Below are 14,307 nucleotides of genomic sequence, written 5' to 3' on the forward strand. Positions count from 1 at the left end.
ATTAACTTTTGTCACAGCCCCTTTATTTAACTTGAATTGTAACTTAAGCTAACTAGTTATTGCAGTTATGCGGCTTCAATAATTGGAGTTTCTACTGATTCAACGTATTTTGCTGAAACTGGTGTTCCATAAAGTGATGCTCCATCTTTATTGACGAAGATGGAAAGGGCAGAGAGGTCGTCCATTGCTTTTTGAACTGTTTCTTTATCTAAAGCAGTGTTGGCATAGTTCAAACGAAAATGGCTTTTTGTTTTGGTACCGGCGACATTAAAGACCAAATCAAGCTGTTTCATTTTAGCTCCCCCTTAGTTTTGCTTTAACCGACGCTGTTGACACTAGTCAACTGAACTTGACTAGTAGGCTGCCCTGTCAAGGTGCTTAGAATATTTCCGAAGGTTGCAATCTTTTCATCCGCAGCATCTGCTCTAATGTTGTTAAACGTTCTTTTGCGTTCACTGCCGTCTGCTTCAATCGTGATTGCTCCAATACTAGATTTAACCCATGTTTTAGCCATGTTATACGCTCCTCCGTGTTTTTTTGTAAGTGCTGCAGCTGCTTACAAGGATATTAACGCGGGAAAAATCAAAGATGTCAACCACAAGTGCTGCTTGATGTTAAAAATAAGGAGAAGTTGCTTGAAAATATCAAACTAGTAAGGTATTTTGCATACCAGTCTTAATGCAAATACATTTCCAACGGATAAGTTGGATATTGCAAGTCTGTGATTTTTTCGGCTGTGTAAAATCCAGCAGGGGCTTCAATAATATTTGGAAGACGGTTAACGATAGTTGCACAAGTATGCGCGACTGTATCTGGTTTATCGACATGAAAAGAAACATTGGGTTCCCCAGTAATTTTCCAAGCACAAAGATCTCCATCTTCAGGGCGATAAACTTTTCCGATACATTGGAGGATTAACTTAATTCCTTGATAAGTTTCGATTGTGACAACAGCGGACATTCCGATAGCATTACCAGCTGTAATCTCTTTTTCAAGCGTTTTGGAATAAATATCCTTAGTCAAGGTTACTGGTACGCTCTTTTGACTGATTTTTTTAATAGTCCAATGAAATTTTGCACAAATTGCTTCTCCGGAGTTCCATACATAGGAAGGAAGACTCTGGCTGTGAGCAATTTTTTGTTCAAATTTTTCAAGTGAATATCCTACTCCATGGGCTTGTGCAAGTGCAATGCCGTAATCTTCAACATTGTAGCTGACACTTCCTTCGATTTGGGTAATTTGGTGGCTTCCGCCTGCAACCGTATACAATAAGTTGTTCCAAAAGATATCCTGCATTCCGCTGCCGGTAATTGTCACTCCATTTTCCTTAGCTAGACGATCCAAGCGATTCGTTTCACGCGGAGCGGTATTCCAAGGATAGATAGCTTCTTCACAGGTAGAAATAACATTTACACCGTGTACGAGACATTTTTCAAAGAAAGGGTACATTTCGTTTAGATAGCTAGAAATTGTAACAATTGCAACGTCTGCTGCACAGGACTCTAAAACTTCGTCAGCATCTGCTGAAATTTTAATTCCTGTTGCTTGCTCCAAACCAGCAATTTCACTAAGATCTTTGCCGATGAGGTGAGGATTATTATCAATTGCACCCACAATTTCAACATTATTCGCCAATAGATAACGGATGATAGTGATCGCCATTTTCCCACAGCCATATTGAATAACGCGAATTTTTTCTTTTGGCATAGCTTTGTCCACCTTTCAAAGTGATTGTGCCTTATTTCACATCTAAGTTTAGCTATACAGCATAATTAAAAGAAACGTCAAGTAATATGCTGAAAGCAACAGTCAGCACACAAGTTTGAGCGGTATAATTGGTTTGTTGCAGAATGATTTTTGCAAGGGAGATCACGTTTAAATCTCAGGAATTTTCTTTTATTTTAAGCTGCGGTCGTGTTAAGCTTAAATTACCGCTTGGTAATTATGCTGAACTAATTTGCAGTCTGCAAGCTTAGCTGGGGCAGCAAACTGAGTACAGTTTTTATATGCAAGTGGTGATTTTTGTAGTTCAACTGGTAGGAGTGCTTTAAAGGAAGCGTTGCTGTGAGCAGCCACTACCTTGAATCAAAAATAGTGAAGTAAGATTGTTAGATGAGGTGAGAGAATTGGTTGCAACAAGGAATATGGAGTACCCGGATCAAGAATTATATAATTTTGTGTTAAAAGAAATGAAGAAGAGAAATATTAATCGAAAAACGATTGGTGAGGCCGTGTATGAGTTGCAACACCAATATTTTCCCAAGCTGAAGCCAGAGGATTTTGGCAAGGAATTACCCAATGTTCTAAAAAAACGTGAGGTCTTGAACTTGCTGGCAACTGGATTTATTCTTGATAATTTAGCATCCGAAAAAAAATTACCTGAACCTTACCAGCAGATTGTTGAAAATGATCTCGGACAGTTCGGTGTTGACGAAACCCTCGCAATTGCAGTTTCTCAATTATATGGGTCACTTGGAAACACCAACTTTGGTTACGGCGATAAGATTAAGGTTGGCTGGGCCAAAAACTTGGATACTGACACAAAGCAGAATCGGGTTAATACTTTTGCAGATGATCTCTTTTTGGCACTGGTTTCTGGTGTAGTCGGTAGATTTGGACATGGACGTCCTTTAAAAATTGCAAGTGAGCCTGAAATCGAATGATTTTGAGTAATTTATAAATAAGAACAAAAGAACTGGTATTGGAGTTATATTAGTACTGACAATATTAAGATAAGATCAAGGGTTGGGTAAGCGTTAAAGTTTGCTCAAGCCTTTTTTGATTGCGGATAAACAAGATTCATAAGCTAACCAAACCTAGTCACAGTCCGCCTATTTTTCAATTTGATGTTAGTGCTCAATGGCTTGCGGAGCTGGTCGGCACTTCTTTTAACATGAGTAACAAGCATCATATAGGTGAAATTAATTCATCTTAGAAAAAAACAGTTTATTTATAGTTATTTGAAATTTACCAAAATGTTTGCTTTCGAAAATTTAACAGCGGTTTTAAAAAATAAAAGTCGTGTAAAAGGTATTTCTGGTTTATAAACTGAAGTTTTGGGAGACTTTACTGACTGTTCATGTTATAAAATGTTACAGAAAATGAAGCTGATATTTGACTAAATTAAAAAACGATTATAGAATTATGAGCACACTGATGGAGGGTGATGTTACTATGAGTAGTATTTTTAGAAAAAAGAGTGTCGAGGAATTGACCGCACATGCAACTCCATTAAGGAGAACATTACATACGGTAGATCTAACTTTCCTAGGCATTGGTGCAATTATTGGTACTGGAATTTTCGTGTTAACTGGGAAAGGGGCGCTAACTGCTGGGCCTGCGTTGTCATTATCTTTCTTAATTGCAGCGATTTGTTGCGGCTTCGCCGGTCTTTGTTATGCAGAATTTGCCTCAATTGCTCCGGTTGCCGGTTCGGCATATACCTATTCCTACTTGGCATTTGGCGAAGTGATTGCCTTTATCATTGGTTGGGATCTTATTTTGGAGTATGCACTAGGTGCAGCGACCGTTTCAGTTGGGTGGTCGGGATATTTTGTCAACTTATTGACGAATATGGGGATCCACATTCCGACTGTACTGACAGCTGCCGCAGGGACAACTGTTGGGGTGCATACACTCTTTAATCTCCCAGCTTTTTTAATTGTCTTAGTAATTACATGGATCATTTCTGTTGGAATTAATCAAACAAAGCGCGTTAATGATACGATGGTAGTTGTTAAACTCGCTGTAATTATTCTATTCATTGTTTGTACTTTCTGGTTTGTTAAGCCGCATAATTGGACGCCATTTTCACCTTTTGGTTGGTATTCGTTCAATCATGGGACTGCCGCAGGAATAATTCCGGCTGCATCGATTGTTTTCTTTTCTTTTATTGGCTTTGATTCAGTTGCTTCTAGTGCTGAGGAAACTGTTAATCCAAGCAAGACTTTACCGCGTGGAATTCTACTTTCGCTTTTGATTTCAACAATCCTTTATATCATCATGACATTGATTATGACTGGTGTAGTTAAATATACGGTTTTTGCGAAATATTTAAACGCTCCAATTCTAGCAGTTTTGCACGAAACAGGTCAGACATGGTTGTCGATTATCGTAAGTATTGGTGCAATTTTAGGGATGACAACCGTAATTTTGGTTCAACTATATGGACAATCACGGATCACTTATTCCATGTCGCGTGATGGGCTTTTTCCTAAATTCTTTGGTGAGGTACATGAACGCTATCGGACACCTTTTAAAGGAACTTGGTTTTTTGGAATTGTAACGGCACTTGCTGGTGGATTCATTAACTTGAATATCTTGGCTGAGTTGGTAAATATTGGAACTCTAACTGCATTTATTCTTGTTTCTGCAGGAATTCTTTGGATGCGCAAGTCACATCCAGAATTGCACCGTGGTTTCCGTGCACCAGGGGTTCCAGTAACACCTGTGATTGCGATTGTTTTCTGTTTAGTTTTGATTGCAGGTCTTAATTGGGAGACATGGGTTCGCTTTGCAGTTTGGTTCTTAATTGGAATGGTGATCTACTTTGTCTATGGTAAAAAGCATTCATTGATGAACGAAGAATAAGATATTAGCATGCAATAGTGTGAGCAGTATCTCGATTGAACAGGCCATTGGTTTTTCTAGTAAAAATGATAATAACTAAGAATTTTGAATATTATGGGGCTGTGACAAAAGTTAACTTTTGTCACAGCCCCTCTTTTATTCCGAATAAACGTGTTCCATAAGTCAAAATCCTCCGTCTAACTTCGAATTACTCATCGCAAAGTACTCGCTATGTTCGTAATTTCGAGTTAGCACTCAAATTTTCCCGACTTATGTCACACTCTCTTAGTATGCAGAGATTTTTAGCGTCTTTAGCGTGACAATTTATTTTTACTGTTTCTAAACCACTATTTCAATGGAAAGCAAAAAATTAAAATCAATTATATTCGCTGTTCCTAAAGTATAATATAATGTGGATTAGAACATTTAAGGGGGAAAGTTTAGTGAAACGTGACAAAGAAACAAATTTGAGCATTCCACTTGAGCAACGCAGGACATCTGCATGGGATATGTTTGCGACTTGGGTTGGGGCAAATGCCAACAATGGGACTTGGTATATTGGTGGAGTTCTAGCCGCTTGTGGTTTTGCGCTGGCAATCAAAGTATTGCTTTTTTCATCAGTTCTTTCATATATATTTTTATCATTGGTAGGGTTTATTGGCTATAAAACGGGTGTTTCGACAATGGGGATTAGTCGTGCATCATTTGGAATTCGCGGCAGCTATCTGCCTTCGCTTGTTAATTTCACACAGTTTATTGGTTGGACTGCGGTTAATACCTTTATTGCTGCAACTTCAGTCAGTTATCTGTTGCATGATCTATGGGGCTGGCCGCTTTATGGGCATGCTGGCGGTGCGCGGGGAATGTTTATTGGAATTGTTGTCATGAGTATTTTACATATTATCAGTATTGCAAGTGGCTCGCGCTCGGTTCAGCTGATTGAACGGGTTGGAATTGTCCTAGTTTTTATTTTTGTTATCTGGGAATCAATTGTGGTTTTTCAAACAGTCTCATTACAGCAGATTTCTGCATGGCAAGTACCAGCAGGACTTAAAATGAACAGTGGAGTTGCCGTGGATACAGTCGCAGCATTTAATCTGGCATGGGTAACAGCTGGAGCTGATTTTACACGCTTTACTGCTAAAAAATCTTCTGCAACCGCAATGCCTTTTCTGGGTGCTTTGCTGGGGGTACTTTGGTTTGCATTTATTGGGTTGATCGCTACAATCAGTATTGCAATTGCCACGGGAGCATACGATCCAAATAACTCAGATCCAAGTACAATTGCCAGTAAATTAGGTTTGGGATTGCTAGCGCTTGTGGTTATTATTCTAACTAGCATGACGGCTAATGCGGTGAATCTGATGGCTGCCGGTTCGGCACTTTCAAATATTTTTCCACGCTTAAGTCTGAAAGCATCATTATGGATTGTCGCAGCACTGGCAACGCTTGTAACGTTTGTGCCAATGATTTTGGGGAGCTTCTTGACAGCTTTTATTGTCTTTTTGGATTATATTGGAATGGTGCTGGGACCGATCATTAGTGTGATTATTGTTGATTTTTATTGTCGTAGTCAAAGACAATATCAAGTTGCAGAACTAACAATTCGTGGCGGCAAGTACTGGTATCACTTCGGGGTTAATTGGTTTGCAATCTTAGCGTGGGCCTGCGGAGCTGCTCTTTTCTTTTTATTACGTCAATTAACTTTTTTAAGTACTACAATTGGAGCGACATTTATCGATATGGTGTTTAGCGGTGTGATTTATTATGGTTTGATGAAACTTTGGGAGCGAAGGAGAAAGCAAAAAAATGCTGATTAGAAATGTACATATTGATAATCGTCAGGAATTACAGAGCGTGCGGATTCAAAAAGGCAAGTTTGTTGAGATTGCGGCTTCTTTAGTGGCTCAGGAAAATGAAGAAGTCATCGAAGGCCAAGGCAAACTGTTGCTGCCACCCTTTATTGATTCGCATATCCATTTGGATGCTACCCTGACAGCAGGACAGCCCGAATGGAATCAAACAGGAACCCTATTTGATGGGATTCGGATTTGGTCAGAACGCAAAAAAGAATTAACGCTTCAAGATGTTAAGCAACGAGCTAAAAAAACAATTTTGCAGCAGCTTAAATATGGTGTTCAGTATGTTCGAAGCCATGTTGATACTACTGATCCGCATTTAATTGCTTTACAGGCCTTGCTGGAGTTGCGTGCAGAATTAAAAGATGTGGTTGAATTACAGCTGGTAGCTTTTCCGCAAGAGGGGATTCTCTCTTTTCCCCAAGGCAAAGAATTATTAGCACAGGCACTTAAAGAAGGGGCCGATGTGGTTGGTGGAATTCCGCATTATGAATTTAATCGGTTTTATGGCGCCGATTCATTGAAATATCTAATTAGTTTGGCTGAAAAGTATGATGTCTTAGTTGATGTTCACTGTGATGAAATTGATGACCCAGGGACGAGGAACTTAGAAGTTCTGGCAACGCTTGCATATGAAAGTGGACTTAAGGATCATGTGACCGCCAGTCATACCACTGCAATGGGTTCTTACAATGATGCATATACTTATAAGTTATTTCGCTTACTCAAACTAGCACAAATGAATTTTGTGGCAAATCCTCTAGTCAATATTCACCTTGGGGGACGGTTTGACACATATCCTAAGCGCCGGGGATTAACCCGGATTAAAGAATTAACAGCTGCTGGAATCAACGTCTCTTTTGGGGAAGATGATGTGCAGGATCCGTGGAATCCACTAGGCAACGGTAATATGCTGGACCCACTGCAAATGGGTGTTTATGCAGGACAATTGATGGGATATGAACAACTGCAGCAATCTTTTAATTATATTACTTACAATGCTGCGCGTACCCTTCACGTGAACGCACGTTACGGTATAAAGGTTGGATTACCGGCCAATTGTATCCTGTTGAATGGCGATGATTTTTATCATGTGCTCAATCAGCATGCAGAAGTTTTGTTGAGTATTCGCCAAGGGAAGATCTTAGCACGGACACGACCAGCGCAAACTGAGCTTTTTGGATTAGAAAACCAAGACTAAAAACTAAATATTTTAGGGGAGATTTTGGGAGTGAAAAGAATTGAATGGATCGATATCGCGCGGGGGTTAGCGATGTTGATGATTGTTGCAGGCCATACTTTGTTTGGTTTTACATTTTCTCCGGTGGCACGAATGATTTTTGCTGTCCATGTACCAATTTTCTTTGTGCTATCGGGTTATTTATTCAAGGAACGAAAGTGGAAAGTCCTTTTTAACAAAATAAATCATAATCTGTTATTACCGTATATAGGTACTTGCTTAATTATGGTTGGAATTTCGTGGTTTGCAATTCATGATCCACGTAATTGGATTTTTGCAGCAACAATGGAAACACATCAAATGGTTTTTGCGGCAATGTATGGATTAGGAACCCCATTAGCTTTGCCACCTGAGATGGGGGCAGCAGGAGTTACAATTCCAGCAATCGGAGCAATCTGGTTTTTGGTGGCAATGTATTTGGGCGATCTCTTATTCAATTTAGCATTTAAAGTATGCGGAAGGTTCAAAAATAAACTGACTTTTATTTGGTTACTAGCGATTAGCGAATGTGTGCTCGGTTTCTATCTTGGTGGTATTTTACATTTACCGTTACCGTGGTCACTTCCTGCTGCACTTGTCAGTCAAGTCTTTTATGCGGCTGGTTTCACAATTAAGCAGTTTACATTGATGGATAAAAGCAGCTTGTGGGCGGTCGGAGGAACATTTTTATGGGCGTTTTCAGTGCACTCTGGTTTTTTCTACCTTAATACGGCATACGCTGATCGACCTTTAGCTGCTGTATTAGGAGGAATTGGTGGTAGTTTTGCAATCATGCGTTTTTCAAAATGGCTTGAGAGTCTTTCAACTGTTCAAGGCGGAAAGTTAGGGATGCTTGAAACCTACGGACGACTTTCTTTAATTGTTTTATGTGCTCATTTATGCGAGGCAATGCTGGTGAGGATTGCACCTGCATTGCACCAAGCTTTGCTGCCACTTTGGGGAGAATTTGGGGCAACGCTTGCAGCAATTGGTTATCGGGTCTTCTTTACTGTACTTGCACTTTTGCTTGTCCCGCGGATTCCTTTATTACGTTCTTTTTACTTAAATCAACGTTTTCCTTTTAAACTGTCAGTGAATAGAATGCACCGTGATCAAAATTAGCACTGGTTTCGAGTGAGAAAAGTTGCACTTCAGTTCAAGAGGGTGCGACAATGATAATAATTAATAAAGGAGTGTTGAGGATGCCAGAAATGATGAAAGCAATTGGTTTTCAGCAGCATTTGCCAGTGACTGCCGAACGGAGTCTCTTTGAATTTGAAACTATTAAACCTCAAGCGACTGGAAGGGATTTATTAATAAAGATTGAGGCGGTTGCCATCAATCCATTGGAGGTTCGCATGCGTGCTACTGGGAAAGAAACTTTAGAAAAACCGCGGATTCTTGGATGGGATGCTGTTGGAATAGTCGAAGACTGTGGCAAAGACGTTGCAATGTTTGCAAAGGGAGAGCGCGTCTTTTACGCGGGCGCTTTAGATCGTCCTGGCTGCAATGCAGACTATCAAGTGGTTGATGAGCGTCTTGTGGGACACGCACCGCATACGCTTTCGGTGGCACAAATTGCGGCTCTGCCAGTGACGGCATTAACGGCTTGGGAAGCACTTTTTGAGCGACTCGCAATCAAGCAAGACAAGCACAGCAACCAGGGAAAAACAATTTTAATTATTAATGGTGCTGGAGGAGTTGGTTCAATTGCAACTCAGTTGGCTCATTGGGTTGGATTGCATGTAATCGCGACTGCTTCACGCCCGGAGACGATTAAATGGACACTGTCACACGGGGCAGATGAGACTCTTAATCATCGTAAAAATTTGGTTACTGAACTTAACGCTGCTGGACATGATTCCGTTGATTACATTCTAGAACTTAATGATATTGACGGTCATTGGGAAGAAATGGCCAAAATGATTAAACCCTTGGGTAAAATTGTTTCGATTACTGGGAATAAGAAGCCGCTTGATTTAGGACTTTTGAAAGCAAAGAGTGTGACATTTTTGTGGGAGTGGATGTTTACCAAATCTTTTTATCATTTACCAGAAATGAGCAGCCAACATAAGATCTTAGAAAAAGTTGCTGATCTACTTGATGAAGGAGTTCTCGAAAGTACGGTGACGAAAGTATTTAAAACCTTATCTGCTGCTAATTTGCGACAGGCGCATGCTTTAGTTGAAACTAACCGTACAATTGGTAAAATTGTTATTTGCAAATGAATTCAGCTTTGTTAGTTGTGTTATGCAATTTAAAGTAAGACGGGAGGGTTAAAAATGACAAAAGTTTTGTTATTGGTTGAACCTAAGACAGAACAGTTGCAGCAACTTAAAAGTGAGTTTCCAACTGCAACTTTTACTACAGATCCAGCAGATTGTCGTGATGCAGAAATTATTCTTGGTTGGAAGGCAGATTTGGCAGCGACTATTTTGAAGAATGAGCAATTACAATGGATTCAGGCAAAGTCTGCAGGGGTGGATTATTTTCCATTACGGCAGCTGGAAGGTTTGGGAATTACACTTACGAATGCTTCTGGGTTGCATTCGCGCTATATTGCAGAAACAGTAAGCGCCTATCTGCTGATTGAAAACCGAGGATTACGACCGGTAATCAAAGAACCAGGCCAGTGGATTGAACCAGCTGTTTTGGAGACTGCGAGTCAAAGAGTAATCATTTTTGGGACTGGACATATTGGGCAAGAAATTGCACGTTATTGCCGTTTCTTTGGAATGCATGTTACGGGAATTAATCGGCATGGGTCTGACGACCATTTAAGTGCCCTTTTTGATGATGTGATTACTATGCAACAGTTTGCAGCGGAAGATGAGCTTTTGGTTACTGATTATGTCATTAATATTTTACCGGGGACGGGAGCAACTACACATTTCTTTGATGAAAAACACCTGCAGAAGTTTACGTCTGGTTATACTTTCATCAATGTTGGTCGCGGCACTACGGTTGTGACTAGTGATCTGCAGAAAATGCTGGCGACAGGTTATCTACGCAGCGCATATCTGGATGTTTTTGAACAAGAACCTTTACCAGCTTCATCAGCATTGTGGCGTTCGCCGCAAGTTATTGCGACTCCTCATATTTCTGGATTAATGCAGCATTTTAGAGTGGCGTTGTATCCGCTGTTTGTTGATAATTTACGCAGGTATTTCGCAGGGACACATTTGCGCAATGTTGTAGATTATCAAAAAGAATATTGAAACGAATAGTATGGTAAACGTTTTGCAGAATGAAAACTGAGCTTTTAAGTCGGTTTCACTAAATGTAAAATAAATTATATTTAAAAAAGCGGTTTGTTTGCTGGCCTTTTACAAAATTTGAGTGAGTAACGAATACGCTGTGATTTTTGTTTTCAGAGTAAATATCTAATTTTTGTGATTATATTCAAAGTGGTATTTTAGTATTTTATTTCAAATTCTAATTACCGAAGAACTATCTTATGCTCCATTTTGATCAATTATTTCGTTATTAGCGGAATAAGTGGTCAAAATGGGGCTTTTTTTTATTTTTTTAGAAAACTTTTGAAAAATTATTTCAAAATATAATTTAGATAATCACAAAAAAATAATTAATTTATTTTTTAAAAAAAAGCGTTTTGAATTTATAAAGCGCTTTTTTGGTGATGTAAAAAGGCCGATTTTATATTACAATGTTTTATTTTAAAAATTGACAATTTATTACCTTCGTGATAACTTATTAAACGTTGTATTAACTATCGAACAACATGTCAAACGTTTAGCACTTTTTATGGAGCATTTTACACGTGTTTAGCCATATAACTTGGGGGCAAATTAAAAATATGAATAGAATAGATACACGAAAATCTAGATTAGGTAAGTCTGAAAGATATTTAGTCACGGTTGAAGTTGCACTTGCATTGGGATTGGGACTCAATTGTACATTTGGTGCACATATCAAAGCTGATTCAGTCTTAGGAACTAAGCAAGCTCAAGTAACAACGCAGGCTACAACTAAGCAAACTACAAATGATCAGGCACAAACAACTGCAACGCAGAATACAACTGGTCAAACACAGGACACAACTAAGCAAACTACGAATGATCAGGCACAGGCAGCTGCAACGCAGAATACAACTGGCCAGACACAGGACACAACTAAGCAAACTACAAATGATCAGACACAGGCTACAACTAAGCAAACTACGAATGATCAGGCACAGGCAGCTGCGGCGCAGAATACAACTGGCCAAACACAGGCTACAACTAAGCAAACTACGAATGATCAGACACAAACAGCTGCAACGCAGAATACAACTGGTCAAACACAGGACACAACTAAGCAAACTACAAATGATCAGACACAAACAACTGCAACGCAGAATACAACTGGTCAAACACAGGACACAACTAAGCAAAACACGAATGATCAGGCACAAACAACTGCAACGCAGAATACAACTGGTCAAACACAGGACACAACTAAGCAAAACACGAATGATCAAACAAAGACAGCTGCGACACAGAATACAACTGGTCAAACACAGGACACAACTAAGCAAACTACGAATGATCAGACACAAACAACTGCAACGCAAACTAAAAGCCTTTCTGCTAGTGATACTCACATTAAAAGTATTGATGGGAAAACCTATTTTGTGGGGGATGATGGGCAAGTAAAAAAGAATTTTACTGCTGTTATTAATGGACAAGTACTTTATTTTGATAAGGATACTGGTGCGCTGGCTTCAAATGATAAGCAATATACTAATGGCTTGGTTAATATTGGAAATCAGCACAATGCTGCATATTCGACAACTACAGATAGTTTCACACAAGTTGATGGATATCTAACAGCTGAAAGTTGGTATCGGCCAAAAGATATTCTTAAAAATGGTACGACTTGGACGGCTTCAACAACAACCGACTTTAGACCACTGTTGATGACGTGGTGGCCTGATAAGAATACACAATTGGCATATTTGGAATATATGCAAAAGGCGGGGTTATTGGAAGATAGTGTCAGCCTTTCCAACACCAGCACACAGGCCTTTTTGACTAATGAGGCTCTGTCAGCTCAGGCAAATATCGAAAAAAAGATTAGCTTAGCGGGGAATACTGATTGGCTAAAAACTGAAATCACACAGTTTGTAGATGCACAGCCTAATTGGAATATTAAAAGTGAATCAAAAGGGACCGATCATCTGCAAGGCGGGGCTTTGTTGTATGTTAACAGCAGCCTAACTCCTGCTGCAAATTCGGATTCAAGATTGCTTAACCGCACGCCTAAGAATCAGGAAGGACAGATTCCGAGTACCGAGAATCAAGGCGGTTATGAAATGCTTTTAGCGAACGATGTTGATAACTCAAATCCTGTGGTCCAGGCAGAACAGCTGAACTGGCTGTATTATATGATGAATATCGGAACTATTGCTGGCAATGACTCAAGTGCTAACTTTGATGGTTATCGCGTCGATGCAGTCGATAATGTTGATGCCGATTTACTGCAAATTGCGAGTGACTATTTTAAGGATGCATATGGAACCAATCAAAGTGATTCAAATGCGAATAACCATTTGTCAATTTTAGAGGATTGGGAGAGCAGTGATGCTGATTATGTTAAAGAACATGGAAATAACCAATTAACAATGGATTTTCATAGTCATTTGGCAGTCAAATACTCACTAAATATGCCAACCAATGAGAGAAGTGGTTTAGAACCAGAATTAACATACAGTTTGGTTAATAGAACTGGCGATAATTCAACTGAAAATGTTGCACAACCTAACTATTCCTTTATTCGCGCACATGATAGTGAAGTTCAGACTGTTATTGCACAGATTATTAAAGACAAAATTAATCCTGATTCAGATGGCTTAACGGTCACTTCAGCTGAAATTGCACAAGCCTTTAAGATCTACAATCAAGATGAGTTGCAGGCTGATAAAAAGTATACCGCATACAACATTCCCTCGTCTTATGCACTTTTATTAACGAATAAAGATACAGTTCCCCGGGTCTATTATGGTGATTTGTTTACTGATGATGGTCAATATATGGCAACTCATTCTCCATATTACGATGCATTAACAGCCTTGTTAAAAGCCAGAGTCAAGTATGTTTCTGGTGGTCAGAATATGGGAATTCAATATGTACAAGGGGACAACAGCATGGCTAGTAGCAGTTATCGTGGAGTATTAACTTCGGTACGTTACGGCAAAGATGCGCTATCTGCCAGCTCCACCGGTGATGCTAATACACGGACTCAAGGAATGGCAGTCGTCTTAAGCAATAATCCAGACTTGAAGTTAAGTCAGAGTGATCAAGTTGTTGTTAACATGGGAGCAGCCCATCGAAACCAAGCCTATCGCGCACTTTTGCTGACTACTAAAGAAGGCCTAAAGGTTTATTCTGCTGATGATGGGGCCCCGGTAGTGTACACCAACGACTTAGGGCAGTTAATCTTCAAGCGCGATTCGATTTTTGGAGTCAGTGATCCGCAGGTTTCGGGTTACTTAGCCGCCTGGGTTCCAGTGGGAGCAAGCAGTACCCAAGATGCGCGCACTGCCAGCAGCACTGCTACTTCAACAGACGGGAAAACTTATCATTCTAATGCAGCTTTAGATTCGCAAGTGATTTTTGAAGGATTTTCGAATTTTCAAGCAATGCCGACACAAACAGCGGA

The 14,307-nt window shown here is 39.7% G+C and carries 10 protein-coding genes and 1 pseudogene; 8 read left to right on the top strand and 3 right to left on the bottom strand.

Features of this window, described 5'->3' with window-relative positions:
- Window positions 1-65: 65 nt before the first annotated feature.
- The 3 genes from FD50_RS05455 to FD50_RS05465 all read right to left on the bottom strand — a co-directional run bounded on the left by FD50_RS05455 (window position 66) and on the right by FD50_RS05465 (window position 1,707).
- Window positions 66-293 carry a DUF2922 domain-containing protein gene (locus tag FD50_RS05455; RefSeq protein WP_054758007.1) on the bottom strand — a complete coding sequence of 76 codons (228 nt, stop codon included), beginning with the start codon at window positions 291-293 and terminating at the stop codon, window positions 66-68.
- A 23-nt stretch (window positions 294-316) separates the two neighbouring features.
- On the bottom strand, window positions 317-514 hold the full coding sequence (locus FD50_RS05460; RefSeq protein ID WP_054758008.1) for a DUF1659 domain-containing protein: 198 nt from the start codon (window positions 512-514) through the stop codon (window positions 317-319).
- 161 nt (window positions 515-675) lie between these two features.
- Window positions 676-1,707 (bottom strand): NAD(P)H-dependent amine dehydrogenase family protein, encoded by a 1,032-nt coding sequence (locus tag FD50_RS05465; RefSeq protein WP_056960721.1) that lies wholly within the window; start codon window positions 1,705-1,707, stop codon window positions 676-678.
- Between the two features lie 419 nt (window positions 1,708-2,126).
- Here FD50_RS05465 and FD50_RS05470 point away from each other — a divergent pair, with 419 nt between their 5' ends.
- The 8 genes and pseudogenes from FD50_RS05470 to FD50_RS12925 all read left to right on the top strand — a co-directional run.
- Window positions 2,127-2,663: a phosphatidylglycerophosphatase A family protein gene (locus tag FD50_RS05470; protein WP_054758009.1), complete on the top strand. Its 537-nt coding sequence runs from the start codon at window positions 2,127-2,129 to the stop codon at window positions 2,661-2,663.
- 511 nt (window positions 2,664-3,174) lie between these two features.
- A complete protein-coding gene (locus tag FD50_RS05475; protein ID WP_056960722.1) occupies window positions 3,175-4,590 on the top strand; it encodes an amino acid permease in 1,416 nt (471 codons plus the stop codon).
- Between the two features lie 422 nt (window positions 4,591-5,012).
- Entirely contained in the window at window positions 5,013-6,389 is a 1,377-nt protein-coding gene (locus FD50_RS05480; protein ID WP_056960723.1) for a cytosine permease, read from the top strand.
- On the top strand, window positions 6,379-7,629 hold the full coding sequence (gene codA, locus FD50_RS05485) for a cytosine deaminase (RefSeq protein WP_056960724.1): 1,251 nt from the start codon (window positions 6,379-6,381) through the stop codon (window positions 7,627-7,629). Before FD50_RS05480 ends, codA begins: the two co-directional genes overlap by 11 nt.
- A 30-nt stretch (window positions 7,630-7,659) precedes the next feature.
- Window positions 7,660-8,769 carry an acyltransferase family protein gene (locus tag FD50_RS05490; protein WP_056960725.1) on the top strand — a complete coding sequence of 370 codons (1,110 nt, stop codon included), beginning with the start codon at window positions 7,660-7,662 and terminating at the stop codon, window positions 8,767-8,769.
- Window positions 8,770-8,849: 80 nt separating this feature from the next.
- Window positions 8,850-9,875, top strand: a complete 1,026-nt coding sequence (locus FD50_RS05495; RefSeq protein ID WP_156653496.1) for a zinc-binding alcohol dehydrogenase family protein — start codon at window positions 8,850-8,852, stop codon at window positions 9,873-9,875.
- 54 nt (window positions 9,876-9,929) lie between these two features.
- A complete protein-coding gene (locus tag FD50_RS05500; RefSeq protein ID WP_056960726.1) occupies window positions 9,930-10,865 on the top strand; it encodes an NAD(P)-dependent oxidoreductase in 936 nt (311 codons plus the stop codon).
- Between the two features lie 944 nt (window positions 10,866-11,809).
- Window positions 11,810-14,307, top strand: a pseudogene (locus tag FD50_RS12925) (glycoside hydrolase family 70 protein); the annotation flags it as partial.

It is taken from the genome of Liquorilactobacillus satsumensis DSM 16230 = JCM 12392 (assembly GCF_001435195.1).
In the GTDB taxonomy this organism is placed as follows: domain Bacteria; phylum Bacillota; class Bacilli; order Lactobacillales; family Lactobacillaceae; genus Liquorilactobacillus; species Liquorilactobacillus satsumensis.

Coding starts and splice junctions, on each gene's coding strand:
- FD50_RS05475 (WP_056960722.1), top strand. CDS start 3,175: ATGAGTAGTATTTTTAGAAAAAAGAGTGTCGAGGAATTGACCGCACAT.
- FD50_RS05465 (WP_056960721.1), bottom strand. CDS start 1,707: ATGCCAAAAGAAAAAATTCGCGTTATTCAATATGGCTGTGGGAAAATG.
- FD50_RS05460 (WP_054758008.1), bottom strand. CDS start 514: ATGGCTAAAACATGGGTTAAATCTAGTATTGGAGCAATCACGATTGAA.
- FD50_RS05455 (WP_054758007.1), bottom strand. CDS start 293: ATGAAACAGCTTGATTTGGTCTTTAATGTCGCCGGTACCAAAACAAAA.
- codA (WP_056960724.1), top strand. CDS start 6,379: ATGCTGATTAGAAATGTACATATTGATAATCGTCAGGAATTACAGAGC.
- FD50_RS05500 (WP_056960726.1), top strand. CDS start 9,930: ATGACAAAAGTTTTGTTATTGGTTGAACCTAAGACAGAACAGTTGCAG.
- FD50_RS05495 (WP_156653496.1), top strand. CDS start 8,850: ATGCCAGAAATGATGAAAGCAATTGGTTTTCAGCAGCATTTGCCAGTG.